General features: G+C 60.8%; 24 protein-coding genes. 16 read left to right on the top strand and 8 right to left on the bottom strand.

Going from position 1 to position 26,474, the window contains the following annotated elements; all coding sequences use genetic code 11:
• The first annotated feature begins 178 nt into the window (after nucleotides 1–178).
• The 6 genes from ccoN to ABNT42_RS00725 are packed head-to-tail and all read left to right on the top strand — an operon-like array spanning nucleotide 179 to nucleotide 5,274.
• Nucleotides 179–1,606, top strand: coding sequence for a cytochrome-c oxidase, cbb3-type subunit I (ccoN, locus tag ABNT42_RS00750; protein WP_348692669.1), 1,428 nt, complete (start codon nucleotides 179–181; stop codon nucleotides 1,604–1,606).
• 13 nt (nucleotides 1,607–1,619) lie between these two features.
• Nucleotides 1,620–2,234, top strand: coding sequence for a cytochrome-c oxidase, cbb3-type subunit II (ccoO, locus tag ABNT42_RS00745; protein ID WP_155435690.1), 615 nt, complete (start codon nucleotides 1,620–1,622; stop codon nucleotides 2,232–2,234).
• 1 nt (nucleotide 2,235) lies between these two features.
• Nucleotides 2,236–2,406 carry a cbb3-type cytochrome c oxidase subunit 3 gene (locus ABNT42_RS00740; RefSeq protein WP_348692666.1) on the top strand — a complete coding sequence of 57 codons (171 nt, stop codon included), beginning with the start codon at nucleotides 2,236–2,238 and terminating at the stop codon, nucleotides 2,404–2,406.
• Entirely contained in the window at nucleotides 2,399–3,340 is a 942-nt protein-coding gene (gene ccoP / locus ABNT42_RS00735; protein ID WP_348692664.1) for a cytochrome-c oxidase, cbb3-type subunit III, read from the top strand. Before ABNT42_RS00740 ends, ccoP begins: the two co-directional genes overlap by 8 nt.
• Complete coding sequence (ccoG, locus tag ABNT42_RS00730) at nucleotides 3,337–4,725, top strand: cytochrome c oxidase accessory protein CcoG (protein ID WP_348692661.1); 1,389 nt, start codon at nucleotides 3,337–3,339, stop codon at nucleotides 4,723–4,725. The genes ccoP and ccoG overlap by 4 nt, the downstream gene beginning before the upstream one ends.
• Nucleotides 4,726–4,734: 9 nt before the next feature.
• On the top strand, nucleotides 4,735–5,274 hold the full coding sequence (locus ABNT42_RS00725; RefSeq protein WP_348692658.1) for a FixH family protein: 540 nt from the start codon (nucleotides 4,735–4,737) through the stop codon (nucleotides 5,272–5,274).
• A gap of 80 nt (nucleotides 5,275–5,354) precedes the next feature.
• Here the strand turns inward: ABNT42_RS00725 and fnr are convergent, their stop codons facing one another.
• Nucleotides 5,355–6,113, bottom strand: coding sequence for a fumarate/nitrate reduction transcriptional regulator Fnr (gene fnr, locus ABNT42_RS00720; RefSeq protein WP_348692777.1), 759 nt, complete (start codon nucleotides 6,111–6,113; stop codon nucleotides 5,355–5,357).
• Nucleotides 6,114–6,398: 285 nt separating this feature from the next.
• Here fnr and ABNT42_RS00715 point away from each other — a divergent pair, with 285 nt between their 5' ends.
• The 3 genes from ABNT42_RS00715 to ABNT42_RS00705 all read left to right on the top strand — a co-directional run bounded on the left by ABNT42_RS00715 (nucleotide 6,399) and on the right by ABNT42_RS00705 (nucleotide 13,116).
• Complete coding sequence (locus ABNT42_RS00715; RefSeq protein WP_348692655.1) at nucleotides 6,399–9,884, top strand: response regulator; 3,486 nt, start codon at nucleotides 6,399–6,401, stop codon at nucleotides 9,882–9,884.
• Between the two features lie 130 nt (nucleotides 9,885–10,014).
• The gene (locus ABNT42_RS00710) at nucleotides 10,015–12,375 is read left to right on the top strand and encodes a catecholate siderophore receptor Fiu (RefSeq protein ID WP_348692652.1); all 2,361 of its coding nucleotides are present in this window, start codon (nucleotides 10,015–10,017) and stop codon (nucleotides 12,373–12,375) included.
• 60 nt (nucleotides 12,376–12,435) lie between these two features.
• The gene (locus ABNT42_RS00705) at nucleotides 12,436–13,116 is read left to right on the top strand and encodes a Fe2+-dependent dioxygenase (RefSeq protein WP_348692649.1); all 681 of its coding nucleotides are present in this window, start codon (nucleotides 12,436–12,438) and stop codon (nucleotides 13,114–13,116) included.
• Here the strand turns inward: ABNT42_RS00705 and ABNT42_RS00700 are convergent.
• The 5 genes from ABNT42_RS00700 to ABNT42_RS00680 form a co-directional block, all read right to left on the bottom strand.
• Nucleotides 13,113–13,763 carry a TMEM175 family protein gene (locus ABNT42_RS00700; protein ID WP_348692646.1) on the bottom strand — a complete coding sequence of 217 codons (651 nt, stop codon included), beginning with the start codon at nucleotides 13,761–13,763 and terminating at the stop codon, nucleotides 13,113–13,115. The genes ABNT42_RS00705 and ABNT42_RS00700 overlap by 4 nt on opposite strands.
• 153 nt (nucleotides 13,764–13,916) lie before the next feature.
• The gene (locus ABNT42_RS00695) at nucleotides 13,917–14,210 is read right to left on the bottom strand and encodes a HigA family addiction module antitoxin (protein WP_348692643.1); all 294 of its coding nucleotides are present in this window, start codon (nucleotides 14,208–14,210) and stop codon (nucleotides 13,917–13,919) included.
• Complete coding sequence (locus tag ABNT42_RS00690; protein WP_348692640.1) at nucleotides 14,210–14,488, bottom strand: type II toxin-antitoxin system RelE/ParE family toxin; 279 nt, start codon at nucleotides 14,486–14,488, stop codon at nucleotides 14,210–14,212. The genes ABNT42_RS00695 and ABNT42_RS00690 overlap by 1 nt, the downstream gene beginning before the upstream one ends.
• A gap of 71 nt (nucleotides 14,489–14,559) precedes the next feature.
• A complete protein-coding gene (locus ABNT42_RS00685; protein ID WP_348692638.1) occupies nucleotides 14,560–15,021 on the bottom strand; it encodes a cupin domain-containing protein in 462 nt (153 codons plus the stop codon).
• 71 nt (nucleotides 15,022–15,092) lie between these two features.
• A complete protein-coding gene (locus ABNT42_RS00680) occupies nucleotides 15,093–15,638 on the bottom strand; it encodes a histidine phosphatase family protein (protein WP_348692635.1) in 546 nt (181 codons plus the stop codon).
• Nucleotides 15,639–15,808: 170 nt separating this feature from the next.
• Between ABNT42_RS00680 and ABNT42_RS00675 the strand changes: the two genes are divergently transcribed.
• The 6 genes from ABNT42_RS00675 (at nucleotide 15,809) to ABNT42_RS00650 (ending at nucleotide 21,876) form a co-directional block, all read left to right on the top strand.
• Nucleotides 15,809–16,387 carry a YdeI/OmpD-associated family protein gene (locus tag ABNT42_RS00675; RefSeq protein WP_348692633.1) on the top strand — a complete coding sequence of 193 codons (579 nt, stop codon included), beginning with the start codon at nucleotides 15,809–15,811 and terminating at the stop codon, nucleotides 16,385–16,387.
• Nucleotides 16,384–17,634: an MFS transporter gene (locus ABNT42_RS00670; protein WP_348692630.1), complete on the top strand. Its 1,251-nt coding sequence runs from the start codon at nucleotides 16,384–16,386 to the stop codon at nucleotides 17,632–17,634. The genes ABNT42_RS00675 and ABNT42_RS00670 overlap by 4 nt, the downstream gene beginning before the upstream one ends.
• An 87-nt stretch (nucleotides 17,635–17,721) precedes the next feature.
• The gene (locus ABNT42_RS00665; protein ID WP_348692628.1) at nucleotides 17,722–19,404 is read left to right on the top strand and encodes a family 10 glycosylhydrolase; all 1,683 of its coding nucleotides are present in this window, start codon (nucleotides 17,722–17,724) and stop codon (nucleotides 19,402–19,404) included.
• Nucleotides 19,405–19,415: 11 nt separating this feature from the next.
• Nucleotides 19,416–20,327, top strand: coding sequence for a BadF/BadG/BcrA/BcrD ATPase family protein (locus tag ABNT42_RS00660; RefSeq protein ID WP_348692625.1), 912 nt, complete (start codon nucleotides 19,416–19,418; stop codon nucleotides 20,325–20,327).
• A gap of 16 nt (nucleotides 20,328–20,343) precedes the next feature.
• Nucleotides 20,344–21,240 (top strand): N-acetylmuramoyl-L-alanine amidase, encoded by an 897-nt coding sequence (locus ABNT42_RS00655; protein ID WP_348692623.1) that lies wholly within the window; start codon nucleotides 20,344–20,346, stop codon nucleotides 21,238–21,240.
• Nucleotides 21,241–21,252: 12 nt separating this feature from the next.
• Nucleotides 21,253–21,876, top strand: coding sequence for a M15 family metallopeptidase (locus tag ABNT42_RS00650; protein WP_348692620.1), 624 nt, complete (start codon nucleotides 21,253–21,255; stop codon nucleotides 21,874–21,876).
• A 16-nt stretch (nucleotides 21,877–21,892) separates the two neighbouring features.
• On the opposite strand, the gene dacB is transcribed toward ABNT42_RS00650, so the two are convergent.
• Complete coding sequence (gene dacB, locus ABNT42_RS00645) at nucleotides 21,893–23,371, bottom strand: D-alanyl-D-alanine carboxypeptidase/D-alanyl-D-alanine-endopeptidase (protein WP_348692617.1); 1,479 nt, start codon at nucleotides 23,369–23,371, stop codon at nucleotides 21,893–21,895.
• A 21-nt stretch (nucleotides 23,372–23,392) separates the two neighbouring features.
• Nucleotides 23,393–24,631 (bottom strand): nucleoside recognition domain-containing protein, encoded by a 1,239-nt coding sequence (locus ABNT42_RS00640; protein WP_348692614.1) that lies wholly within the window; start codon nucleotides 24,629–24,631, stop codon nucleotides 23,393–23,395.
• A gap of 151 nt (nucleotides 24,632–24,782) precedes the next feature.
• Between ABNT42_RS00640 and ABNT42_RS00635 the strand changes: the two genes are divergently transcribed.
• Nucleotides 24,783–26,456 carry an ABC transporter substrate-binding protein gene (locus ABNT42_RS00635; protein ID WP_348692775.1) on the top strand — a complete coding sequence of 558 codons (1,674 nt, stop codon included), beginning with the start codon at nucleotides 24,783–24,785 and terminating at the stop codon, nucleotides 26,454–26,456.
• The last annotated feature ends 18 nt before the right edge of the window (nucleotides 26,457–26,474 follow it).

The following is a 26,474-nucleotide window of genomic DNA, read 5'->3' as shown; positions in this document are numbered from 1 at the left end:
CGGAGGGGGGCTGCCTCCGGCAAGCGCCCCGGCCGCGCCCTGCGGCCAGCCATGATGGGGACGAAATGTCCCTATGCAATGATTCATAAGAGATATTTTGATCTGTATCAAGGTTTTTTAAGTCTCACCTAAGTAACCTTTGACCCACATCATCAAAGCGTTCTTGGGAGAACATCAAGTGGACCTTGCACAGAACTACAACTACAAGATTGTGAAGCAATTCGCAGTCGCCACCGTGGTCTGGGGCATCATCGGCATGCTGGTCGGCGTCATTATCGCCGCCCAACTGGCATGGCCGGCGTTGAACCTGGACATTCCATGGTTAACTTATGGCCGTCTGCGGCCATTGCACACCAACGCGGTGATTTTCGCGTTCGGTATTTGCGGCCTGTTCGCAACTTCGTACTACGTGGTACAGCGTACCTGCCAGGTACGTCTGTTCTCGGATAAGCTGGCTGCCTTCACCTTCTGGGGCTGGCAAGCTGTCATTCTGAGCGCCGTCGTCACTCTGCCACTGGGTCTGACCCGTGGTAAAGAGTACGCCGAGCTGGAATGGCCTATCACCCTGCTGATCGCTGTCGTGTGGATTGCCTACGCGGTAGTGTTCTTCGGCACCATCATTACCCGCAAAGTTAAGCACATCTACGTGGCTAACTGGTTCTTCGCTTCCTTCATTCTGGCGGTGACGATCCTGCACGTGGTGAACGGTGCTTCGATGCCTGCAACCCTGTTCAAATCCTACTCCGCCTATGCCGGTGTACAGGATGCGATGATCCAGTGGTGGTACGGCCACAATGCGGTGGGCTTCATCCTGACCGCTGGCTACCTGGGCATGGTGTACTACTTCATTCCTAAGCAAGCTGAACGTCCTGTGTACTCGTATCGTCTGTCGATCGTGCACTTCTGGGCGCTGATTTTCACCTACATGTGGGCGGGTCCGCACCACCTGCATTACACTGCACTGCCAGACTGGACTCAGTCGCTGGGTATGGTGTTCTCGCTGATTCTGCTGGCACCATCGTGGGGCGGTATGATCAACGGTATCATGACCCTGTCGGGTGCATGGCACAAACTGCGTACCGATCCTATCCTGAAATTCATGATCGTTTCGCTGTCGTTCTACGGTATCTCGACCTTCGAAGGTCCGATGATGTCGATCAAGACCGTCAACGCACTGTCGCACTACACCGACTGGAGCATTGCTCACGTTCACGGTGGCGCTCTGGGCTGGGTGGGCTTCATCACCATGGGTTCGATCTACTACATCCTGCCACGCATGGCCGGTTCGCAGAAAATGTATAGCACCAAGCTGATCGACCTGCACTTCTGGGTAGCGACCATCGGTATCGTTCTGTACATCGCCGCAATGTGGATTGCCGGTGTGATGCAAGGTCTGATGTGGCGCGCAGTCAATCCAGACGGCACCCTGACCTACACCTTCGTCGAAAGTGTCAAAGCCACCTTCCCGTACTACGTCGTACGTTTCACTGGCGGCCTGCTGTACCTGACCGGCATGTGTGTAATGGGCTACAACACCTGGATGACCTTGCGTAACCGCGAGACCGCCGTAGCGCGTATTCCTGCGCTGAACAGCGGCCACGCTTGATATCGGAGCACCTATGAAATTTTCACATGACTGGATTGAAAGAAATCCCTGGCTGCTGATCGCGCTGGTAGTGCTGGTAATCAGCGTTGGCGGTGCCGTAGAAATCTTGCCGCTGTTCTTCCAGAAGTCGACTACCGAACCGGTAGCTGGCCTGAAGCCTTACTCGGCACTGCGTCTGACCGGCCGTGACATCTATGTTCGCGAAGGTTGCTACAACTGCCACTCGCAGATGGTGCGTCCGTTCCGTGCAGAGACCGAGCGTTATGGTCACTACTCGGTGGCTGGCGAGTTCGTCTACGATCGTCCGTTCCAGTGGGGTTCCAAGCGTACCGGTCCGGATCTGGCCCGTGTAGGCGGCCGTTACAGCGATGAATGGCACCGTACCCACCTGAACAACCCACGTGACGTGGTGCCAGAGTCGAACATGCCGAACTACCCATGGCTGGCGAAGACGGCACTGGACCCACAGGGCGTGATTCCGAAAATGCGTGCACTGCAACGTCTGGGCCATCCGTACACTGACGCTGAAATCGCCGCCGGTCCGGAAGAGCTGAAAGATAAAACTGAAGAAGATGCTCTGATCGCCTATCTGCAAGGCCTGGGCACGTTAATTAAATCGAGGAACTAACATGGCAATCGATTCCCTGTTGGACCGTGCCAGCAGCGTGATGACGGTGATTTCTTTCATCACGTTTGCCGGAATCCTGTGGTGGGCATTGATCCACAATAAAGAAGCTGATTTCGCTCAAGCGGCACATCTGCCGTTCGACGACGAAGATTTGGAGGCGCAACATGGCTGATTTTACTAGTAGCTTCTGGGACCTGTACATTGTTGTACTGACTATCCTGGGTATCGTCGGCTGTGCCGTACTGCTGTATTCGCAATCGAAAGTGACCAGCAAACCCGGTGAAACCACCGGTCACGTGTGGGACGAAGATCTGTCGGAACTGAATACGCCGATGCCGCGCTGGTGGATGTGGATGTTCTACATCACCATCGTGTTCGGTGTCGTGTATCTGGTGCTGTACCCGGGTCTGGGTAGCTTCGCTGGCAAACTGGGCTGGAAATCTTCCGGCCAGTACCAGGCTGAAGTACAGGCTGCTGACGCTGAGTTCGGCCCCCTGTTCGCCCAGTTCCAGAAACAGGACCTGAAGGCCGTAGCAGCTGATCCGAAGGCACACGCCATCGGTGAGCGTCTGTTCCTGACCTACTGCGCCCAGTGCCACGGTTCGGATGCCCGCGGTAACAAAGGCTTCCCTAACCTGACCGATAAAGACTGGCTGTTCGGCGGTGCGCCGGAAACCATCAAGGAAACCATTCTGCATGGCCGTAATGGCGTGATGCCACCGATGGGTGCCGCCGTGGGTTCCGACAAAGATGTGGAAAATGTCGCACACTACGTACTGAGCCTGTCCGGTTCGACCGCTGATCCGATCAAAGCCTCGTTCGGCAAAGAGAAGTTCGCTGCCTGTATGGCTTGCCACGGCGCAGACGGCAAGGGCAACCTGGCCATCGGTGCACCAAATCTGACCGATAAGATCTGGCTGTTTGGCGGCAGTGCTGATACCATCATGGAGACCATCCGCAAAGGTCGCAATACCACCATGCCTGCGTTTGCCGAGTTCCTGGGCGATGCGAAAGTGCATGTACTGGCAGCCTATGTGTGGAGCCTTTCCAACGACGTTAATCAACCGGCCGCTCCGGCTCAAGAAGTCGCCCCGGCAGCACAATGAATGAACCTGCACCACAAGTAATCAAGATGTACGCGGCTCGCGAGGAGATCTATCCTCGCGAGATCAAGGGTAAGTACGTCAGTCTGCGTTGGCTGTTTGTCTGGCTGACGCAGCTGGTGTTCTACTGCGGCCCTTGGCTGCAATGGAACGGCCGCCAGGCTGTGCTGTTTGATCTGGGCGCGCGTAAGTTTTATATCTTCGGGATTGTCTTGTGGCCGCAGGACTTCATTTATCTGGCCGCACTGTTAATCATCAGCGCCTACCTGCTATTTCTGGCCACAGCAGTAGCAGGGCGGGTGTGGTGCGGCTTCGCCTGTCCACAGACGGTTTACACCGAAATCTTCCTGTGGATAGAGCGTAAATGGGAAGGCAATCGCAGCGCCCGTATGGCGCTGGACAAACAACCGCCTTCGCTCAAGAAATTTGTCAAGAAAACCGGTAAGCATCTGACCTGGATCGCCCTTGCGCTCTGGACCGGCTATACCTTTGTTGGTTACTTTACCCCGATCAAAGTACTGGGTAGCGAAGCGGTCACGCTAAGCTTCGGCCCCTGGGAATGGTTCTGGGTAGTGTTCTACGCGTTTGCCACCTACGGCAATGCGGGCTGGATGCGCGAGCAGGTGTGCAAATACATGTGCCCTTACGCCCGCTTCCAGAGCTCGATGTTCGACAAGGACACCCTGATCATTTCCTACGATAAGGAGCGTGGCGAACCGCGTGCTCCTATCTCCAAATCGAAACAGCAAACCGGCAACGGTTCCTGTATTGATTGCTCGCTGTGCGTGCAGGTCTGCCCTACCGGCATCGATATCCGCAATGGCTTGCAATATGAATGTATCGGCTGCGCTTCCTGTGTGGATGCCTGCAACAGTGTGATGGACAAGATAGGCCAGCCGCGTGGTCTGGTGCGTTACACCACCGAGCACGGTCTGGTGAACAAATACACGCCGGCACAGATTCGCGAACGCACTTTCCGTCCCCGTGTACGGATCTATACGGCGATTCTGGGCCTGATCGTCTGCGCTGCGGCCGCTTCGCTGTATCTGCGCACGCCGCTGAAGATGGACGTGATCCGCGACCGCGGCTCGATGGGGCGCGAAGTGGAAGACGGCATGATCGAAAACGTCTACCGTCTGCAGATCATGAATACCTCGGAACGTGGCCATACCTACCAGATCCGCGTCAGTGGCATGGATACGCTGAAGCAGGTAACTGCTGATCAGGTTACCGTGGCGGCCACCGAAACCAAGGGCTATCCTATCCGTCTGCGTGTGGCGCATGGCGTCGGCAAGCCCGGATCCAACAAGATTGATGTGGAGCTGACGGCAATCGACGAGCCGTCGCTGCATGTGAAAGAACACGCGGTGTTCATCGTCCCGCGCTAAGGAGTAAGTATGACCGTCTCGATGCTGGAACAAGCGCCTGCCGCACCCTGGTATAAACACCGCTGGCCTTGGCTGCTGATGCTGGGTCCGGCGACAGCCATCGTCGTGGGTACCATGTTTGCCTACATGGCTTATACCCAGCAGGATGCGCTAGTGGTGGGCGATTACTACAAAAAAGGCAAGGCCATCAATCAGGACTTGCGGCGCGATCACCGTGCGGCCGAACTGGGTCTGTCGGCCCAGCTGTCTTACGATGCCGCCCGTGGCGTGCTGGTGGGGCAGCTGAGCCGTGCTGCCGGTGCCGCCAAGCAGGAAAAACTGTTCGTCCGGCTGTCGCACGCTACCCTGCCCGAAAAAGACATCAATCTGGTGGTGCAGCCCGATGCCAGCGGCGTGTTCGAAATGAACCTGCCTATGCTGGAACAAAGCCGCTGGGTAGTCCTGGTGGAAGGCGAGCAGCGCGACTGGCGTCTGGCCGGTAGCTGGAGCTGGCCTAAGCAGCGGGCCGTCTCGCTGCAGGCTGATCTGGCCAAGCCGGTGGACGATTAAGCTAGCGTCCTTAGAAAAAAAAGCGCCCAGCTGACAGTGGGCGCTTTTTTTATGCCTGCCGGACTGACCTGGCAGAGCGATTAGTTGCAGGAGTGAGTCCCGGCGGTGATGGCTTTCAGGCGCAAGGGATCGAGCAGTTCGATTTCGCGGTTGCTGACGCGCAGCAGGCCTTCTTTCTTGAACTTCGATAGCAGACGGCTGATGCTTTCGATGGTCAGGCCCAGATAGTTGCCGATTTCTTCGCGCGACATGCGCAGCTGGAATGTGTTCGGCGAGTAGCCACGGGCTTCGTAACGGGACGACAGGTTGACCAGGAAGGCAGCAAAGCGCTGGGTGGCCTGCATATTCCCCAGCAGCAGCATGACGCTCTGCTCGCGGGTAATTTCCTGACTCATCATGCGGTGGAAGTGGCGCAGCAGGGCCGGCATATCGGCCAGCAGTTGCTGCAGGCTGCCGAATGGCACTTCGCACACTTCGCTATCTTCCAGCGCCACGGCGGTGCAATGGTGCAGATCGGTGCTGATGGCATCCATGCCCAGCAGTTCGCCAGCCATCTGGAAACCGGTAATCTGTTCGACGCCGTCGCGGTTGACCTGATAGGCCTTGAAGTGGCCCAGCCGGATCGCATACAGGTTCTGGAACGGATCGCCGATGCGGAACAGGGTACTGCCGCGCGCCACTTTGCGGCGCCGGCCGATAATCTGGTCCAGCCTATCCATGTCGTCATTGTCGAGGCCCATCGGCAGGCACAACTGGTGCATGCTGCACGTTGCGCACTTGGCTTTGAGCGCTTCGAGTGGGGTGCTGGGACTAACCAGCGAGTCAAATTCTCGTATCATCCCGCCAGTGTAGACCATTTGTAGTCCTTTTGGGCTATGCCATAGTTACTATCTCGGGTATTCCAGTAAGTATTTTGCCTGTAAAGCCCTTGTGTTGCGTTGCAGCATCGTAAAACTACTGTGGCAGATTCGGCACAGGCAATGCGCACGACGGATTTGTGCTGCGCTGCTCAGGCGGGCGGGCAGTGAATTGTATTGCTAAAAGCTAGCATTAATAGCAAAATTTACTCACCTCCGACGAGGTTCTAACCGGTTTTCTGCAGGTGCTAGACTCACAGGGAACACATGACCTCATTAGGTATCAAGGCAAAAGTTGCGCTGGCCACTAGCCTGACATCGATCCTGATGCTGGCGCTGGTTACGGCAGTGCAGATGCATCGCCTGCAGGAAGATTTCAGCAAAGTGCTGTTTGCCCAGCAGACTGCGCTGATCAACCGTACCGCCGAGGAACTGGACGACAAGCTGCTGATGCTGCGCGATATCATCGCCCAGTCCGCCAGACAGCAGCCACCGGAACTGGCCACCGCGCCCGCCAAGCTGCGCGAATACTATCGCGACCGTGCCGTGCTGGCACTGTTCGACGACGTGCTGATTCTGAGCCCCCAGGGCCGCATCATCGCCGACCTGCCCGAGCAGCCGGGGCGGATCGGCATCAACGCATCCGACCGCGCCTATTTCAAGACGGTGATGCAGACCCGCATGCCGGTGATCTCCGAACCCGTGATCGGGCGCGCCCAGGGCCAGCCCATCGTGCAGATGGTAGCGCCCGTGCTGAATGCGCGTGGCGAAGTGGTGTGCGTGCTGATCGGTGTATTGCGGCTCTACAAGGACAATCTGCTGGGCCACCTGCGCAACGCCAAGGTGGGCCGCACTGGCTACTATTTTGCCCTGACGCGCGAAGCTATGCCACGCTATGTGCTGCATCCGGATGCAGCCCGCCTGCTCAAGCCGCGCCAGCCGTTTGCCAATCCGGCCACCACCCGTGCGCTCGAACAGGGTTTCGAAGGGACCATCGACGGTATCAATGGCAGTGGCCAGCGCACCCTGAACAGCTACAAGGCGCTGCGTGCCGTGAACTGGGTGCTGGCCGCTTCGTTACCGGCCGAGGAAGCCTTCGAGCCTTTCAACGGTGCGGTCCAACGGCTGCTGTGGTGGAGCGGACTGGCCGCCTTGCTGGCGGCTCTGCTGATCGGCTGGCTGACCATGCACCTGCTGGCGCCGCTGGTGCGGTTGCGCGATGCCATCGTGGCGCTGCGTGCGGCGCCGGCCGGCTATACTCCGCTGCCGGTGGCCACGGCCGACGAGGTGGGCCAGTTGACCAGTGCCTTCAATGCGCTGATGCAGGAGCGGCTGGCCGCCGATGCACGGCTGCAGAATCTGGTGGAATATGCCCCCAATGCCATTCTGGTGGTGGATGCCGAGGGCCGCATCGAAAGCATCAACCGTGAAGCGGAGCGCTGCTTCGGCTATGCCCGCACGGAGCTTTTGGGGCGTGCCCTGACCATGCTGGTGCCTGCCCGTTTGCATCAGCTGTATGTGGACATGCAGCAGCGCTTCTTTAACGAGGGTAGCGGCGCCGTGCCGATGCGCATGGGGCGTGAGCAGGTGCTGTATGGCTTGCGGCGTGACGCCAGCGAGTTCCCGCTGGAGCTCAACCTGAGTGCGGTGCGCACTGATCAGGGCATCAAGATGCTGGCCATGATTGCCGATATCACCGAGCGCCACCGTCTGCAGCAGGATGTGGAAGCGCGCGCCGCCGAACTGGAGCGCGAGCGCGACCGCGCCGAAGCGGCCAACCGTGCCAAGAGCGATTTCGTGGCGAATATGAGTCATGAAATCCGCACCCCCATGAATGCCGTGCTGGGCATGGTCTACCTGCTGGGCAATACCCCGCTGACGCCGCAGCAGCGCAAGTATCTGAATATGGTGCGCGAATCGGGCCAGTCGCTGCTGGGCATCCTCAACGATGTGCTGGACTTTTCCAAGATCGAAGCGCGCCACATGGAACTGTCGCCGGTCGACTTTGCGCTCGATGAAGTGGTGAATGCACTGGCCACCCTGATGACGTTGAACAGCGGCGAGAAAGCGCTGGAACTGGCGATCCGGGTGGATCCGGCGATACCGCGCCAGCTGCATGGCGACGCGCTGCGCCTGCAGCAGATACTGGTGAATCTGGTGGGCAATGCCATCAAGTTCACCGAGCAGGGCGAAGTGGCGGTGAATATCGAGCTGGTTGCGGCCGACGCACGCCAGATCCTGCTGCGCTTCGAGGTGCGCGATTCCGGCATGGGGATGACGCAAGCCCAGCTGACCCAGCTGTTCAACGCCTTCACTCAGGGCGACCAGAGCATCACGCGGCGCTTCGGCGGCACGGGGCTGGGGCTGGCCATCAGCAAGCGCCTGATCGAACTGATGGGGGGAGAAATTGCCGTCGCCAGTGTGCCGGGACAGGGGTCGCGTTTCTGGTTCAGTCTGGCGTTCGGGGTGGCCAGCAGTGCTGCCGAAGAACGCCGCCAGCCCGTGCCGGGCCCGCTGTCGGTACTGGTCGCGGTTCAGCACGACAGCAGCCGCGCCATTCTGCTGGAACTGCTGCGCGGCTATGGCTGGCAGGCCGATGAAGCACAGACGGATCAGGCGGCACGCCAGTGTTACCAGCAGCGGCTGGCGGCCGGCCAGCCGTACGACCTGCTGTTGCTGGACTGGCAGTTGCAGGATGCGGACGGTCGCAGTACGGCGCAGGCGTTGCGCAGCGCGGCCGGGGTGGCCGCCGTGCCACTGGTGTTGCTGGCGCATCCACGCGCACGGGCACAGGCGGAAAGCGATGAAAATGCCGTGGTGCTGGTCAAGCCGGTGACACCGACCAATCTGTATGACGCCCTCCAGCATGCACTGGCTGGCTACGGCGAGCACGGCCAGAGCAGTAGTCACGAAGCCAGCATTGCCGGCAGTCTGGCCGGGGTCCACTTCCTGCTGGTGGAAGATAATCTGCTGAATCAGATGGTGGCGCGCGGCATCCTCGAACATGCTGGTGCCACGCTCGATGTGGTGGGTGATGGCCGTCAGGCGGTCGAGCGCATGCGCGCCACGCCCGCGGCCTACGACATGATACTGATGGATATGCAGATGCCGGTGATGGATGGCTATACGGCCACCCGCATATTGCGCCAGCAACTGGGTCTGCGCCTGCCCATCATCGCCATGACGGCAGGCGTACTCGGTAGCGAGCGCCATCGCAGCGAAGAAGCCGGTATCAGCGATTTCATCCCCAAGCCCATCGAAGTGGACGAAATGCTGGCCGTGCTGCAGCGTCACTTGCCGCTGCGCAGTACGGTGCCGCTGGCACAAGCCGTATCGGCGGCGGCCGCCAGCGTTACGCCGGCCGCCGCCGAGGCGGGTGTGTTCAATATGGATAGCCTGATGCGGGTGATGGGCAAGGATGCGGCAGGACGCGCCATGATGGAGCGTATGGTGCGCGGTGCCATCGATAGCGGCATGGGCCCCGTCGAGGTGGCCGGGCTCGCCTTGCAGGAGGGGCGATTGCGCGATGCTGCCCATGCCTTCCATGGCCTGCGCGGCGCGGTGGGCGTGCTGGGCGCCAAGCGACTGGTGCAGGCGACGCTGGATGCGGAACAGGCCATCAACAGCGATGCCGTCAGTGCGGACGGGGCTGATCTAGCGCCCTACTTCCTTGCCGTGCGGCAGGAACTGGCCCTCACGCTGGCTCAGGCCAGAGCGTGGCTGGAGGCGCAAACCGTCGACAAATCGAATTGAGAATAATTCGCATTTACATTTGTATCCTTCCTTGTTACAATCCTGCTACCCCTTGTAGTTCACCGGCAGCCAGACGCCTTTAGCAGCAACTCTTGCAGCGCAGCCAGCCACCCACTCCCACGGATGAAGGATGCACATGATTAAGAGTCGTAAGCACGCGCCTGCGCGTTCGGAACAGCGTTTTAACACCACTCTGGCAGCCCTGTTGCTGCCAGTTAGCATGGCCGTGCAGGCGGCCGAAACCACGCCGCCAGCCCAGAAAACGCTGGAAGAAGTCAAAGTGGTGGCCGATGCCATCAATGATTTCAAGGCTGAGAAAGCCAGCTCGCCCAAGTACACGGAAAAGCTGGTGGATACAGCCCAGACGATTACCGTCATCAAGCGCGAACTGGTGGAGCAGCAAGGCGCCGTGACCCTGACGGAAGCGCTGCGCAACACCCCCGGCGTGGGTGCTTTCTTCCTCGGTGAAAATGGCAGCACGAATACGGGTGACGCCATCTATATGCGCGGTTTCGACGCTTCGGGCAGTATTTTTGTCGATAACGTGCGCGATGTCGGCTCGATTTCGCGTGACACCTTCAATGTCGAGCAGATCGATGTGCTGAAAGGCCCGGCTGGTACTGACAGCGGCCGCAGCACGCCGACCGGTTCCGTCAATCTGGTCAGCAAACAGCCGCAACTGGAAAACTTCAGCAATGCTGCGCTGACGGCCGGCAGCGGCCAGCAGCGGCGTGGCACGGCTGACTTGAATCGCGTCATTAATAGCGACAACGGTACCGCCTTCCGTCTGAATCTGCTGGAGCAGGATAGCGGCAATCCCGCCCGTGACGTGGTGCGCAACAAGCGCTGGGGTGTGGCACCGTCGCTGGCCTTCGGCCTGAATGGACCGACCCGGATCTACCTGAACTATCTGCACGTGCAACAGAACAACATTCCCGATGGCGGTGTGCTGACCATCGGCCTGCCGGGCTGGACGCCGCCGGCCAATATCGCTGCCACCGCCACCAAGCCGGCCCAGAGCTTTGCCTTTATGGCGGGCGCCAAACCGGTCGACCCATCGAATTTCTATGGTTCCGTGCTGGACTTCGACAAAGTCCGTGCCGATATGCTGACCACCCGTATCGAACATGATTTCGCTTCCGGTGCACGCTTGCAGAACACCACCCGCTATGGCCGCACCAAGCAGGACTATCTGCTGACCGCCTTCATGTCGACGGGCGCCAATCTGTCGGCTAACCTGTCCGGCTCCGACCCGTCCAGCTGGGTGATGGCGCGTACCAATCTGACCTACAAGGATCAGCTCAACGAAATTCTCACCAACCAGACTACGCTGAGCTTCAATCTCGACGATGGCCTGTTCAAGCATGCGCTGGTGGCGGGGCTGGAATTGACCAATGAGAAGCAGACCAACTATACCCACGTCAATGGCGCCGTCTCGGTCAATGGTTCCGTGATCGGCTTGCCGCCCACCAGCATCTACAGCCCCAATCCGGCCACCCCGATCAGCACGGCCCAAGTGAATATGGTGCGTAACGGTGCGCGTGGTGATGGCAGCACCAATACCCAGGCGCTGTATCTGTTCGATACGGCCAAGCTGGGCGAGCGCTGGATTTTCAACGCTGGTGTGCGTCTGGACCATTACACCACCACCTATAACGGCGTGACGGTGCAAGGGACGGCCACGCCGCAGACCATACCCGTAGGCACCTTGCTGGCGACTGCGCTCAGCGGCAGCGATACGCTGGTCAACGGCAAGCTGTCGGTCCTGTACAAGCCGACGGAAAACAGCAGCGTGTATGCGCTGGCAGCGAGCTCGAAAGCGCCACCGGGCGGTAACACCTTTACCCTCAGCAGCGCGGCCAGCAGTGCCGCCAATCCGAACTATGATCCGCAAATGACCACGACTTATGAAGTGGGCACCAAGTGGGATCTGCTCAAGCAGAAGCTGTCGCTCTCGGCCGCGGCCTACCGCACCCAGGTGCGCAATGAAGTGGAAGTGGACCCCACCAATAGCGCGCAGTATTTCCAGACGGGTAAAAAGCAGGTGCAGGGTCTGGAACTCGGTGTCACGGGCGAGCTGATGCGCAACTGGTTGATCAGCGCCGGCTATACCCGCATGGCGTCGGAAGTGGTGTCGGGGCGTATCGTTACCAGCAGCGGCGAAAACCGCCTGAGCTACACGCCTAAGCAGGCCTTCACGGCGTGGACCTCGTACACCCTGCCGATGGGCTTGCAGATCGGTGGCGGCGCCCGCTTTGTCGACAAGCTGCTGCGCGGTACCGATGGCGCCGTCGGCACGCCCGCCTATGCCGATGCCTACTGGGTGTATGACGCCATGGCGTCCTACCCGCTCAGCAAGAATATCGACCTGCGTCTGAATGTATATAACCTGGCGGACAAGCAGTACGTGGCAGCGATTAACAAATCGGGCTATCGCTACACACCGGGCGCGCCACGCTCGGCCAGCCTGACTGCCAACTTCCACTTTTAATTAACGCGGTGACGGCGTTCCCAAGAAGGGAACGCCGTTTTAGCTTGTAGGAGTCGTATCATGATGTTGCATATCCCCGGTGTGCTAAGCCGGGAACAGGTGGCCGCTATGCGGCGCAAACTCGATGCCTCGAACTGGGTCGACGGCCGTAGCACGGTGGGCGCGCAAGGCGCCCAGGTGAAACAGAACCGCCAGCTGGCGCAAGGTTCGCCACTGGCGCAGGAACTGGGCGCGGAAGTGCTGGCGGCACTGGCGAATAGCCCGCTGTTCTTCTCGGCCGCGCTACCACTGCGCACCTGTCCGCCGCTGTTCAATTGCTACGCTGGTGGCGAACACTATGGCGACCATGTCGATGGCGCCATGCGCCGCGTGGCCGAGACGGGGCAGTGGCTGCGCACCGATGTTTCTTCCACCCTGTTCCTGAGTGATCCCGACGAATATGAGGGGGGCGAACTGACCGTGGTTGATGCCTATGGCGAGCATGAAGTGAAGTTGCCGGCCGGTGATCTGATCGTCTATCCGTCCACCAGCATCCACCGGGTAGCGCCCGTCACGCGTGGCGCCCGCGTGTGTTCCTTCTTCTGGACCCAGAGTATGGTGCGCGATGATATGCGCCGCTGTATGCTGCTAGAACTCGATCAGAATATTCAAAGTCTGCGTGCCCGTCTTGGTGATTGCACCGAACTGGTGGGTTTGACGGGCCACTATCACAACCTGCTACGCCAGTGGAGCGAGGTTTAAGCCGCGCTGTGACCAGAACGGCTGGCGCGGCGCTCTATCCAGGCACCGAAGGGGCGCAGGCCCAGCATCAGCAGGAATACTAGATTGGACATGCCGGGGGCGACATAGCTCAGCGGTATGGCCGAGAGCGCGATCAGTAGCAAGCCCAGCCCTCGCGCCAGCACGGCGGCATAGCTGGCTGGCGTCAGCTGGTGGCCGCACAGTTCGGGATGGCGGTAGATATAGCGCGCCTGCAGCAGCGTGGCCACACCCAGCAGCACCATCACGCCTGAGTACACTAGCTGCCCCGTCAGCGAGGCGAATTCGTTGTTGACGGCGGAAGCAAACGGCAGCAGTGCGGCGCCGGACAGGCCCAGCATGGTCAGCCACAGCAGGGGCTGATCGACATGACGCACGAAGCTGTACAGGCGATGGTTGGCGATCCAGAAGTTGGCTAGCACAAAGAAGCTGATCACCCACGAAATCATTACCGGTAGCAGATGCAGTAGCGCGCCGCGCAAGCCTGCTTCACCGGCATGGTGGGCTTGTTCGGGGATGCGCAGCTCGATCACCAGCAGCGTCATGGCGACGGCGAAGATGCCATCGACCAGTGCCTCGATGCGGTGTTTGCTCAGTTGCGGCTGGGCGGTACTGACTAGTTCGGACATGGTGCGCTTTCTAGGATTCGGCAGAGCGCACATTCTTGCGGAAAATTACATAAATCGCAATGTTGCGTATCGAGGATGTCGCTTTATGGCACAGCGCGAATGCTGGGTAGAAAGCGCCCTAGATGACGCGGTCGCCGGTTATGCGATTCGGAATTAAGCGGCGATCAATTTCAGCTTGCCAACACGACGCAGATCAACCAGTTGCCGAGCGATCCAGAGATCATGTGCATCCTGCATGGCAAGCCAGCTTTCGGGTGTGCGTCCGAGTGCTTTGGATAGTCGCAGTGCCATTTCGGGTGTGACGCGGCTGCTGCCTTTGAGAACCCGACTGAGAGTAGACGGGGCGACATTGAGTTTGTCTGCCAGTTCACGTCCACTTACGCCGTTGGGCTCAAGGTAAATTTCTGTGATGAACTGTCCGGGATGGGGGGGATTGTGCATTACCATCAGTGATAGTCCTCGTAGTCTAGAACGTAAGCGTTTCCTTCAATAAATTCAAATGTCATGCGCCAGTTTCCGTTGACGGTTATAGACCAGCGACCATGCATTTCACCTTTTAAAGCGTGTAAGCGGAATCCGGGGATATCCATGTCGTCGATACGCTGCGCCGTATCGAGTGCCGCCAGTTGCATTCGTAATCGTTTGGCATGCATAGCCTGGACACCAGAGATGTTGCCCGTTTCAAAAAGTCGCTTCAGACCTTTGTGCCGGAACGATTTAATCATCACCGTAATGTAGCATGTTGCGCACCACGCAACAAATGTGGCAGATCAAATCGGGCGGTGTATTCGGTTTGCTAGTACGGTCTGGATGCGGGCTGGCCGTTCAAGTCGGTCCAGAGGTCGTCTGGCAGGGAGCGATCACGCAGGCAAACTCGTGCGTGGTCCGGGTAGGTAATCCGGTCGACCGGCGCGCGGGTGCCGACCACGAGACAACGTGTCGGCGCAGAACTGCGATTCTCCAGATAGTGACCGACTGCAACACCAGCCTTGAAGGCGGCAACCCCGCCTGCCTGCAGGCGCGTCTCAGTGTCACCCTCGACCACGGTAATTTCTCCTTCAAGCACATAGACCATTTCGTCCTCGGCACTATGCCAGTGCTTTAAAGACGAGATGCAACCGGGTTGCAGCACTTCGATGAAGGAGCCGAACTGGGTCAGTCCTGCCGTGTCACTGATCCACAGAGTCTGATTGGGCTGGGCAGATCCTGCGACTTCGCTGACTTCGGTTTCAAGTTGTTCGGGGCGGTAGACCGGCATGGTGGAGATTCCTTGGCGACGAATACAGTAGGGTGATGCGCGACCAGAGCGAGGTGAAATGTGCGCCCAGCTTATTGGCAATCAGGCTCCGGTGCAACGTCAGGCTTACCATACTTGAGCTGTACGGCTGGCAGTTCCGGCTGTTGTAGCGTCACGACGAACAGGTTGGCGAAGCTGGTTTCGCACAGCGTGACGGGCTTGCTCGACGAGAGGCCTGCCACGATACCTGCCACCGTGTTGCTATGGCCAACCACCAGCACCGGTCCTGTCGATTTGCGCACCTCGGCGACGACTTCTGCAATATGGGCCTGTGCTTGCCCGCGCTGAATGGTCAGCACCTTGGGCGTGAGCCCGAATTGCTTGGCAGTGGGGGCTGCGGTCTGCTGGGTACGAAGGTATTGCGTGGTCAAGATGGTGCGAATATTGGTCGCAGCGAGAACCTGTGCCAGCGTCTCGGCGCGTGCGACCCCAACAGCGGAGATGGCCGGATCATCCTTGGGTTCTGCCGCTTTCTCGGCATGGCGCACAATAAACACCTGTGTTGGCTGACACCAGCCCGCCAGCGGGGCGGTCAGCATGGCGACCATGGCCAGTAACAGTTTTAGTTTCAGTTTCATCTTGCGCGCTCCGTCGAAGTTTTATTTAATTTGCAAGGCTGGCTCAATTTAGCACAACCGGATCTTAGATCACATCCCCAACCTGGCGTGCGTGGCACAAGTGCGTGACACAAGTGCGCGGCACAAGTGCGTGGCACAATAGCTGCGATCTCACAGAGCGGGAGCTTGCCATGTCTGACCGGATTGCCGCATTTTTTGCCAAGGCCCAGCCGTGGCAGCAGGAGTTTGCCGAACTGCGCACCATGCTGGGCGAGTGTGGCCTCGAACAAGGATTTAAGTGGGGCTGGCCCTGCTATATGCAGGACGGTGCCAACATCGTGTTGATGCACGGCTTTAAGGAATACTGCGCGCTGCTGCTGTTCAAGGGCGCCCTGCTCGATGATGCCGACGGCCTGCTGGTGCAGCAGACGGAAAACGTGCAGTCGGCGCGCCAGATCCGCTTTACCAGCGTGGCGCAGATACGGCAGCACAGTGCAGCGATACTGCACTATGTGCGTGCCGCCATGGCCGTAGAAAAAGCCGGCCTGACAGTGCCGCGCAAGTCTACCGCCCAATTCGCCATGCCGGAAGAATTCGCCAGCCGGCTGGCTGGGGAGCCCAAACTGCAGGCGGCTTTCGAGGCCCTCACGCCGGGGCGCCAGCGCGGCTACCTGCTACACTTCGCTCAGGCCAAGCAGTCGGCCACCCGTGCCGCGCGGGTGGAGCGCTGCATACCCCGCATACTCGAAGGCAAAGGACTGGACGATTGAAAGTAACACCCCGTAATCCCTGGGCCTGGGTGCCCAGTATCTCGTTCAGTCAGGCGGTGCCCTATGTGGCCGTGATGATGCTGGCCACCGTGATGTACAAGAATCTCAACGTGCCGAATGCGGAACTGGCGTTCTATACGGCGTGGCTGTATCTGCCGTGGGTCATCAAGCCGTTGTGGTCGCCGCTGGTGGAACTGTTCGGCACCAAGCGGCGCTGGATTGTGGGCTTGCAGTGGCTGTCTGCCGTGGCGCTGTCCAGTGTGGCGCTGAGCCTGCACCTGCCCGATTTCTTCCGCATCAGTCTGGCTCTGCTGTGGCTGCTGGCTTTCAGTTCGGCTACCCATGATATTGCTTCCGACGGCTACTACATGCTGGGCCTGCCGGAGCGTTCGCAGCAGGCCGCGTATGTGGGTGTGCGCAGCGCTTTCTACAAACTGGGCATGATCGCCGGTCAGGGCGGGCTGGTGTATCTGGCGGGCGTGCTGATCGAGCGCCATGGTGATGCGGCGCAGGCATGGGCAGTGGTATTCGGCCTGCTGGCGCTGCTGCTATTGCTGCTGGGGGCTTACCACCAGTGGGTGTTACCGCGTCCGGACAGCGATCAGCCTTATCTTGCCCGCGCCAATGTCTGGGCCGGCTTCGTCGAAACCTTCCGCAGCTTCTTCCGCAAGCCCGGCATCGGCGTCATCGTCGGCTTTCTGCTGCTGTACCGGCTGGGCGAAGCGCAGTTGCTGAAAATGGCAGCCCCGTTTCTGCTCGACGGGCGGGCACAGGGCGGGCTGGGTCTGAGTACGGCCAGCGTGGGCATCGTGTATGGCACGGTAGGCGTAGCGGCGCTGGTGCTGGGCGGTATCGCTGGCGGGCTGGTCATCGCCCGTTTCGGCCTGAAGCGCAGCCTGTGGCCCATGGTGTGCATCATGCACATCCCTGATCTGGTGTTCGTGTATCTGGCCGTGGCCCAGCCTAGCGATGTGGTGCTGATCGCGGCGGGACTGGCGGTGGAGCAGTTCGGCTATGGCTTCGGCTTTGCCGCTTTCATGCTGTACATGGTGACGGTGGCCGATGGCGAGCATAAAACCGCCCATTACGCGCTGTGCACAGGCTTCATGGCGCTGGGCATGATGTTGCCGGGGATGGTGGCGGGCTGGTTGCAGCAGCAGCTGGGCTATCAGCTGTTCTTCCTGTGGGCCTGCATTGCCACTTTGCCAGCTTTCGGTATGACGCTGCTGGTACGGCGCTCGCTGTAAAACTGCCCGCCGCGCTTCCGCTACAATACGGGGGCTTATTCGATTCGGGGAACGGTTTTGGTTTTTAATGCAAAAAAGCGGCTGACCTTGTCTGCCGCTGCCGCGGGGGCAATTTCACTGTTGCTGGAGGGGTGTTCCAGCACGCCGGTGGTGCCGTCCACCGGTCCGGCTACGGCCAGCGGCGCGCAGCCACAGCCTAATCCGCCCGCGGCAGGCACGAGCGCAGCCAGCAGCGTTGCGACCAGCGCAGGCCCGTCCGGCGCAGCGTCGGCAGCAGCGGCGCCGGTCGATGCCAACCAGCCGCCGCCGGCACCGCGCGAATTCCGCGCCGCATGGGTTTCCACTGTCGCCAATATCGACTGGCCGAGCCGGAACAATCTGGGCATGGCTAAACAGCAGGCCGAAGCGCTGGCTATCCTTGACCGCGCCCAGAGCGTGGGCCTGAATGCCATCGTGCTGCAGGTGCGTCCTAGTGCCGATGCGATCTACCCGTCGGCGCTGGAGCCATGGTCGGAATTCCTCACGGGTCAGCAGGGGCGTGCACCGGCCACGCCATGGGACCCGCTGCAGTTCTGGATCGATCAGGCGCACGCGCGCGGGATGGAGCTGCATGCGTGGTTCAATCCGTATCGCGCGCGTCACGCTACGGCCAAGTCGCCGCTGGCTGCCAGCCATATCGCCAACACCGATCCGGCCGTCGTGAAGTCGTATGGCCGCTACCTGTGGATGGACCCGGGCGAAGCGGCAGCATCGCAGCGCACGCTGGACGTGGTGCTCGATGTGGTGCGCCGCTACGACATCGACGGTGTGCATATCGACGATTATTTCTATCCATATCCTATCGATGCCACGGCGAATACGGCGGGGCCGGAAGGCGTGGCACTCGATGCCGGCGTGGGCGCCAAGCAGGAACTGGAATTCCCCGACCAGCCGTCGTGGCAGCGCTATCTGCTCGATGGCGGCACGCTGGACCGTGCGGGCTGGCGGCGCCAGAACGTCAACCGCCTGATCGAAGCGCTGTATCAGGGCATCCACAGGGAAAAGAGCTGGGTACGTTTCGGCATCAGCCCTTTCGGTATCGGCAAGCCTGAGCGGCGTCCGTCCGGCATCGTCGGTTTCAGCCAGTACGACAAGCTGTATGCCGATGCTGAACTGTGGCTGGCCAATGGCTGGCTCGATTATCTGGCGCCGCAGTTGTACTGGCCTGTTTCGCAAGCGCCGCAGGCGTTCGATGTGCTGCTCGATTACTGGGTGGCGCAGAACACCCGCGCGCGCCATATCTGGCCCGGCTTGTACACCAGCCGCATAGACCGCAGCAGCAAAGCTTTTGCGCCGGAGGAGATCCTCAAGCAGATTGCCGTCACGCGTAGCCGCGCCAGCGTGGGCGGTCATGTGCACTTCAGCATTGCGGCGCTGATGGAAAACCGCAAAGGCATTAGCGAACAATTAAAGGCCCAGAGCTATCAGAGCCCGGCACTGACACCGGCCACGCCGTGGCTGGGGAGCACGCTGCCGCCGGCACCGACGGTGGGCACGCGGCGCGAAGCCAACGGGCTGGCGCTCAAACTCTCTGCTAATGGCGGTAAGCCGGTGGCGCAATATGCCATCTGGACGCGTTACGGCAGCGAATGGCGCTTCAGCGTGGCGCCAGCCGCACGTGCGCAAGTGCTGCTGGCCGATGATGCTACCGCCGGAGCCGCACAGGCCGTGGTGGTCAGCGCGATCGACCGGCTGGGCAACGAGAGCGAGCGGGTTACCGTTTTGCGTTAGGCCGGACCACCATGCATGCATACGGGCTAGGCATCGACGCGGGCGGTACGCAGACCCGCTGGGCACTGGCCGCAGCGGACGGGCAGATCGTGGCCGAAGGTGCGCTAGCCGGCCTGTCCGTCAACCAGATGCAGAATGACGCAGGGCGTAGCGCCGTGCAGACCCTGTTGCAGCAACTGGCGGCACAGGCGCTAGCCGTGATGCCTGCACATGGCGGCCTGCAGGGCGTGTGCGCTGGCCTGACGGGCTTCGATGGCGCTGTAGTGCAACCGGCGCAGTGGCTGGCTGCGGCGCTGCAATTGCCGCTGGCAGCGGTGCAGCTGCGTAGCGATATCGAAATCGCCTATCTCGATAGTTTTACTCTGGGCGAGGGTTATCTGGTGTATGCCGGCACCGGCTCCATCGCGGCGTGGATTGATCCGCAAGGGACGCTGCACCGTGCCGGCGGCCGCGGCGTGCTGCTCGATGATGGCGGCGGCGGTTACTGGATCGCGCGCGAAGCGCTGCGCTACATCTGGCGGCTGGAAGATGAAGCGCCCGATAGCTGGCAGCAGTCGGCACTGGCGCGCGCCGTGTTCGAGCGCATCGGCGGTAGCGACTGGGCGCTGTCGCGCCAGTTCGTGTACGGGCAGGAGCGCGGTGCGCTGGGCCAGCTGGCGCTGGCCGTCGCCGCCAGTGCTGATGCCGATCCTGTGGCGCAGGATATCCTGCGGCGCGCGGGCGAGGAGCTGGCGCGCATCGGGCTGGCGCTGGTACGCCGCTATGGTGCACGGCCGATGGTGCTGAGCGGACGTGCAGCGACGCTGCATCCGCTGATTGCGGCCAGCATGCAGGCCGCACTGCCGGCCGGACAGGTGCTGCTACAAAAAGCTACACAGAGCCACCACGCGGCAGCCCGCATTGCACTACACTGCCAGAATTGATCGTACGAGAGCATTTATGAGCAAGTTACTTCCGCTGGTGGCGCTGACGGCTGCCGCCTCCTTGCTGTCCGGTTGTGCCACGGTGGCGCCGCCGGCTGGCCCGCGCATCGATAAAAGCCTGAGTTCGCGCGGCCAGAGCGAGCGTATCAAATACATCATCCTGCACTACACGGTGGCGGATCTACCGCGCTCCATCAAAATCCTCACGCAGCAAGATGTAAGTGCTCACTATCTCTTAACCGACACGGATCAGCCATTCTTCTATGCGCTGGTGGATGAGTCGCGGCAGTCCAACCACGCTGGCCTGAGTAGCTGGAAGATTTATAACCAGCTCAATTCTGCCTCGATCGGCATCGAAATCGTCAATCCCGGCTTTACCGAAACGCCGCAGGGACGGGTGTATGCACCGTTCAAGCCGGCCCAGATCGACCAGCTGATCCTGCTGCTGAAGCAGCTGGTGGCGCGCTACAACATCAAGCCGGAGAACATCCTTGGCCACAACGATATAGCGCCCCAGCGCAAGCAGGACCCGGGGCCCATGTTCCCGTGGAAGCAGCTGGCCGATGCGGGGCTGGTCGCGTGGCCCGAGCCTAGCCGCGTGGCAGCGCGGGTGCCCATCTTCACAGAACAGCTACCCGATGTGGCGTGGTTCCAGCGCAAGCTGGCGCAGGTGGGCTATGCCACGCCGCAGACGGCCGAACTGGATCAGGCCACGCGCAATGTGCTGGTGGTGTTCCAGTCCAAATACCGCCAGTCGCTGTACGACGGCACGCCGGATGCGGAAACGGCGGCCCTGCTCGATGTGCTGACCAGCCCTGTGCCGGAACTGCCCGCGCCGGCCGCCCCCACGCCCACGCCGGCACCTGTGTCAGCCAGCGGCGCTGCCCTGCCGCGCAATACATCCAGCCGATAAGGGACGCACGCCATGACCATCGCCAGCGCAAGTACCCTGCCTTGCGAAGCCATTGATGGCCATGCGGCTTTCCGCCACCTGAATAGCATAGCCGGCATCGCGGTCGATCTGCGTTACGCCACGCCGGATAACTTCGTCGGCCGTGACCTGTATAGCCCGCTCGATTGCGCATGGCTGCACCGTGATGCGGCAGCTGCGCTGGAGCAGGCGGTGGCATGGCTGGCGCACCAGCGGCCGGACTTCCGCCTGCTGATCCTCGATGCACTGCGCCCGCAGCGCGTACAGGAACAGCTGTGGCAGACTTTGCAGGGCACGGATTTACTGGGCTACATCGCCGAACCGGTGCGTGGTTCCATCCATTCCTTCGGCATGGCGCTGGACCTGACCATCATCGATGGCGCAGGGCGCGAACTGGATATGGGCACTGCTTTCGATGATCTGTCCGAGCGCTCGCAGCCCGCGCTGGAAACCGTGCTGCTGGAACGGGGCGAGCTGACGCGCGCCCAGTGCGACAACCGCCACCTGCTGCGCAATGCCATGCTGCTGGCCGGTTTTTACGGCATCAGCAGTGAATGGTGGCACTTCGATTGCGGCGACCGCCAGCACGTGCGGCGCACCTATACGCGGGTGCTGTAGCGGCAGTGCAGTGAACTCAGGGCGCCGAGCGCGCTACCCATTCGATCAGGCCATCGAGCACATTGCGCCCCGCTCCGCCGGCCACGTGTTCGTCATTGAGGAAGGCCACCACCACGCAGGGCTGGTTGGCGGCATCGTAGACATAGCCGGCAATCGCCGTAATGCCGTTCAGCGTGCCCGTCTTGATGCGGGCGCGGCGCGTGGCCGGACTATCCTTGAGGCGTTTGCGCATGGTGCCGTCGGTACCGGCAATCGGTAAGGTAGCGAGGAATTCCGGCATCCACGGGCTGCGCAGGCCAGCCTGCAGTACTGCCGCCATTTGCGCTGGCGTGGCACGCTCCAGCCGCGACAGGCCGGAACCGTTCTCCAGTACCAGCCCGTCAGCGCTGATGCGCTGCGCTTGCAGCCAGCTACGGATGGCCAGATCGGCCCGCATCGGCGTGCTGGCGACGCTGTCGTCGGCGGGCAAGGGCTTGCTGCCCAGCGCAGCATCGGCCTGCAGGCTACCCAGCATGAGGAACACGGTACGGGCGATGGTGTTATCGGAATTCTTGTTCACATCGCGCAGCATTTCCGGCAAGGCGCGCGACTGATGTTCGGCCAGCAGCCGGCTCTCCGGTGCCAGTCCGGCCGCTTCGGCTTCGCGTACTTCGCCACTCAGGCTGCCGCCCAGCTTGCGCCACTGCGCACGCAGCAGGCGGGCCAGAAAATCATGGTGATCGAGTACGTCGATGTAGGTGGACTTGTTGCAGTTGCGCGGATAGCGGCCATGCAGCACCACCGTCAGCTGCTCGCCACGGCGGCGTACTTCTGGCATGCGCCAGTCCTTTTCCCAGCTGGCGCAGGGGGCATCGATCAGCGCCAGATCGGCCTTGACGCTGACCTGCTCCATTTCCGGCTGCATCACCACCGCCAGTTCGCTGGCGCTGGCACGCAGTTCCACCCGCAGCAGGTTGCTGTGGGTGAGCAGCGCGTCGGGGATCACGTTGTAATAAGCCCACGGGAATTCGTCGAACGGCGGCTGGCCCAGTTCGGGGCGGGCCGGCTGGAATAGCTGGCGGTCCAGTATCACGTCGCCTTTGATCTTGCGTATGCCCTGATTGCGCAAGGCCTGTAGCAGGTGCAGCAGCACATCTTCGTTGAGATCGACATCGGCACCACCGCGCACAATCAGATCGCCTTTGAGTACGCCGTTCTCGACCTCCCCGCTGGTGCGCAGTTCGGTGCGGGCGCGGAAGGCGGGCCCCAGTTGCTCCAGCGCGGCCAGCGTGGTAATCAGCTTCATGGTGGAGCCGGGCTGCATGCTCTGGCTGCTGTTATGGTCGATCAGCGTCTGGTTGCCGCGCATGACGACGATGCCCGCACCCTGCTGGGGAATATTCGCAGCGCTGAGCAAGGTGCTGATGGCTTCGGGCAGCTCCGCCGCCATGGCGCTGCCAGCCAGTGCGGCACAGGCGGTGAACAGGGTAGCGAGGACGGTACGGCGCAGCGGCATGGGACAGTCTCTTGGTAGCGATCAGTGGAAGAATACGTAGGCGACGAAAATCGCCGCAATCACGCCGGCCAGATCGGCGATCAGGCCGCAGGAGATGGCGTAGCGGGTTTTGCGTATGCCCACCGAGCCGAAATACAGCGCCACGATGTAGAAGGTGGTATCGGCCGAGCCGTTGAATACGCAGGCCAGCCGGCCGACGAAGGAGTCCACCCCATACTGGCGCATGGTATCGATCATCATGGCTTTGGCGCCGCTGCCGCTCAGAGGTTTCATCAGCGCCGTCGGCAAGGCCGGGACAAAATCGGCATTGATGCCCAGCTGGTTAAAGATCCAGCTGAAACCTTCGACGATGAAGTTGAGTACACCGGCGTTGCGGATCACGCTGATCGCCACCAGCATCCCCACCAGATAGGGAATCACGGTGATGGAAGTCTGGATGCCGCCTTTGGCACCTTCGATAAACGCTTCGTACACATTCACCTTGCGCCGCAAGGCACCGATGATGAAGCCGACGATCACCAGCAGTAGTACCAGATTGCTGAAGACTTTGGATGCCAGTTCGATTTCTTGTTTGCTCAGGTAGTGGGTGAAGTACCACACCACGCCCGCAATGGCGGCCGTCATGCCGCCCAGCCAGCCCATCACCACGGTGTTGAACAGGTTGATACGCTGGCGGATCGAGACTGCAATGATGCCGGTGACGGTGGCCACATAGGTGGCGATCATGCAGGGGATGAAGATGTCGGACGGATCGGCTGCGCCGAGGATGGAGCGCTGCGCCATGATGGCCAGCGGGATCAGCGTCAGGCCCGAGGTATGCAGCACCAGAAACATGATCTGCGCATCGGTCGGTTCATCCTTGCTGGGATTGAGTGTCTGCAGGCTTTCCATGGCCTTCAGGCCGAACGGTGTAGCGGCATTGTCCAGGCCCAGCAGATTGGCCGAGAAATTCATCACCATGTGGCCGGTGGCCGGATGCTGCGATGGTACGCCGGGGAAGATGCGCGAGAAGAAAGGCGCGATCAGGCGTGCCAGCAGGTCGATGGCACCCGCCTTTTCGCCGATGTTCATAATGCCCAGCCACAGCGTCATCACGCCGGCCAGCGGCAGGGCGATATCCATCACGCCGGTGCGGGCCGAATCGAAAGTGCCGTCGATGATGCGCTTGAAGATTTCCGTGTCGCCGGACAGCAGGAACTGCGCCATGGCGGCGATGAAGCCGATCAGGAAAAAGCCGGACCAGATGTAATTGAGCGACATATCGGAAAAAAAGTGGGAAAGACAGCCCAAGTATAGCGGCTGGGAGTGGATATGCTGGTCAAAAAAGTTATAAGCTGCCCCTTTAGTTTGCAGATGTGGGAAAGCAGGTATGTGGAAACGAGTGGTGGTGGCCGGATGGGCACTGATAGGCATGCTGGGCACGCCTGCGCAGGCGCAGGAGAAAATGCAGGAGAAAGTGCTGCATGCGTTTCTCAGTACGGGCGAAACGGGGCTGGATCCGGCCGTGGCGTCCGACATTGCCAGTCTGAGCCTGCTGGAAAACCTGTTCGACCCGCTGCTGCGCTACGACTATCTGGCGCGCCCCGTGCAGCTGCAGCCGAATACGCTGAGCGCCATGCCGGAGGTGACGGATCAGGGGCTGACCTACACCTTCCATCTGCGGCAGGATGTGTACTTCACGCCCGATCCTGCCTTCAAGGGACAGCGGCGGCAGGTGACGGCGCAGGATTACGTCTACAGCCTGAAGCGGCTGTACGATCCCGTACTGAAGTCGCCGTGGCTGTTTCTGCTCGATGGCAAACTGGCAGGTGATGGGGCGCTCAAGCAGCAATTCAGCTACGAGCGCGAGATTGCGGGGCTGCAGGCGCCCGACCGCTACACTTTGCGCATCCGCCTGACTGCGCCGGATCCCAATTTCCTGTTCTATCTGGCCACGCCGGCCACGTCGGTGGTGGCGCGCGAAGTGATGCAGACCTATGGCGCGCAGGCGGGCAATCATCCGGTGGGCACAGGGCCGTTCGTGATGGGGCAGTGGAAGCATAGCGACCGCATTACTTTGCTGGCCAACCGCCAGTTCCGTCCTGTCAGCTATCAGGGCCGGCGTGTGCCGCTGCTGGACCGCATTGACTTGCGCATCGTCGAGGAATACCAGTCGCGCGTGCTGGGCTTCCTGAATGGCGAATTCGATTTCCTCGAACAGCTACCGGAATCGATGAAGGATATGGTGCTGACTGCCGACGCCCAGCCCACGCTGCAGCCGGCGCTGGCGGCACGCGGCATCGTGCTGTCGCCCTTCCCCGTGCTGCAGACTTACTACATGTGGATGAACATGGAAGACCCGCTGATCGGCGGCTACAGCAAGGACAAGCTGGCGCTGCGGCGTGCCATCGCCATGTCCTACAACAGCGCGGAGGATGTGGCGCTGCTGAAGAAGGGACTGGCCGTGGCAGCGCAGACGCCGCTGCCGCCGAATGTGCGTGGCTACGATCCGGCCTACCGCAGCCCTGTGCCCTACGATCCGGCGCTGGCGCAGGCGCTGCTGGAACGCTATGGCTACCGCAAGGGCGCCGACGGTTTCCGCAATCAGCCGGACGGCAAGCCGCTGACGCTGGTGATGCATAGCGAAGCGTCGACGGTGGGACGGCTGCGCGACGAGTTATGGCGCAAGAATCTGAACGCGATCGGTTTGCGGGTGGTGTTCAAGAGCGACAAGAAAACCGAGATCATCAAGGCCTCGCGGCTCGGCTCCGTGATGATGTTCGAGACCAACTGGGTGGCCGATTTCCCCGATGGCGATAACTTCTACCAGCTACTGTACGGTGCCAACCGGGGCCGCGCCAACTACGCCCGCTTCGACCTGCCCGCCTACAACCAGCGCTACGAAGAAAGCCGCCAGCTAGGCGACACGCCGCGTCGCACGGCGCTGTATCGCGACCTGGCCGACATCCTGCATGCCTATACGCCGTGGGTGCTGCTGACCCATCCCGTCTCGGCCGACCTGCAGCAGCCATGGCTGCTGCACTACCGCCGCCATCCCGTCGAACTGACCAACTGGCGTTATCTGGATATTGCACGTCCAAATTAGTTGAGGCCTGAATGGGGA

Source organism: Duganella fentianensis, assembly GCF_964031615.1.
In the GTDB taxonomy this organism is placed as follows: Bacteria; Pseudomonadota; Gammaproteobacteria; order Burkholderiales; family Burkholderiaceae_D; genus Rugamonas; species Rugamonas fentianensis_A.
The sequence above is the reverse complement of the archived record's forward strand: the minus strand, read 5'-3'. Positions and strand labels throughout refer to the sequence as shown.

Coding starts and splice junctions, on each gene's coding strand:
- ccoO (WP_155435690.1), top strand. CDS start 1,620: ATGAAATTTTCACATGACTGGATTGAAAGAAATCCCTGGCTGCTGATC.
- ABNT42_RS00740 (WP_348692666.1), top strand. CDS start 2,236: ATGGCAATCGATTCCCTGTTGGACCGTGCCAGCAGCGTGATGACGGTG.
- ccoP (WP_348692664.1), top strand. CDS start 2,399: ATGGCTGATTTTACTAGTAGCTTCTGGGACCTGTACATTGTTGTACTG.
- ccoG (WP_348692661.1), top strand. CDS start 3,337: ATGAATGAACCTGCACCACAAGTAATCAAGATGTACGCGGCTCGCGAG.
- ABNT42_RS00725 (WP_348692658.1), top strand. CDS start 4,735: ATGACCGTCTCGATGCTGGAACAAGCGCCTGCCGCACCCTGGTATAAA.
- fnr (WP_348692777.1), bottom strand. CDS start 6,113: ATGATACGAGAATTTGACTCGCTGGTTAGTCCCAGCACCCCACTCGAA.
- ABNT42_RS00715 (WP_348692655.1), top strand. CDS start 6,399: ATGACCTCATTAGGTATCAAGGCAAAAGTTGCGCTGGCCACTAGCCTG.
- ABNT42_RS00710 (WP_348692652.1), top strand. CDS start 10,015: ATGCACATGATTAAGAGTCGTAAGCACGCGCCTGCGCGTTCGGAACAG.
- ABNT42_RS00705 (WP_348692649.1), top strand. CDS start 12,436: ATGATGTTGCATATCCCCGGTGTGCTAAGCCGGGAACAGGTGGCCGCT.
- ABNT42_RS00700 (WP_348692646.1), bottom strand. CDS start 13,763: ATGTCCGAACTAGTCAGTACCGCCCAGCCGCAACTGAGCAAACACCGC.
- ABNT42_RS00695 (WP_348692643.1), bottom strand. CDS start 14,210: ATGGTAATGCACAATCCCCCCCATCCCGGACAGTTCATCACAGAAATT.
- ABNT42_RS00690 (WP_348692640.1), bottom strand. CDS start 14,488: ATGATTAAATCGTTCCGGCACAAAGGTCTGAAGCGACTTTTTGAAACG.
- ABNT42_RS00685 (WP_348692638.1), bottom strand. CDS start 15,021: ATGCCGGTCTACCGCCCCGAACAACTTGAAACCGAAGTCAGCGAAGTC.
- ABNT42_RS00680 (WP_348692635.1), bottom strand. CDS start 15,638: ATGAAACTGAAACTAAAACTGTTACTGGCCATGGTCGCCATGCTGACC.
- ABNT42_RS00675 (WP_348692633.1), top strand. CDS start 15,809: ATGTCTGACCGGATTGCCGCATTTTTTGCCAAGGCCCAGCCGTGGCAG.
- ABNT42_RS00660 (WP_348692625.1), top strand. CDS start 19,416: ATGCATGCATACGGGCTAGGCATCGACGCGGGCGGTACGCAGACCCGC.
- ABNT42_RS00655 (WP_348692623.1), top strand. CDS start 20,344: ATGAGCAAGTTACTTCCGCTGGTGGCGCTGACGGCTGCCGCCTCCTTG.
- ABNT42_RS00650 (WP_348692620.1), top strand. CDS start 21,253: ATGACCATCGCCAGCGCAAGTACCCTGCCTTGCGAAGCCATTGATGGC.
- dacB (WP_348692617.1), bottom strand. CDS start 23,371: ATGCCGCTGCGCCGTACCGTCCTCGCTACCCTGTTCACCGCCTGTGCC.
- ABNT42_RS00640 (WP_348692614.1), bottom strand. CDS start 24,631: ATGTCGCTCAATTACATCTGGTCCGGCTTTTTCCTGATCGGCTTCATC.
- ABNT42_RS00635 (WP_348692775.1), top strand. CDS start 24,783: ATGCTGGGCACGCCTGCGCAGGCGCAGGAGAAAATGCAGGAGAAAGTG.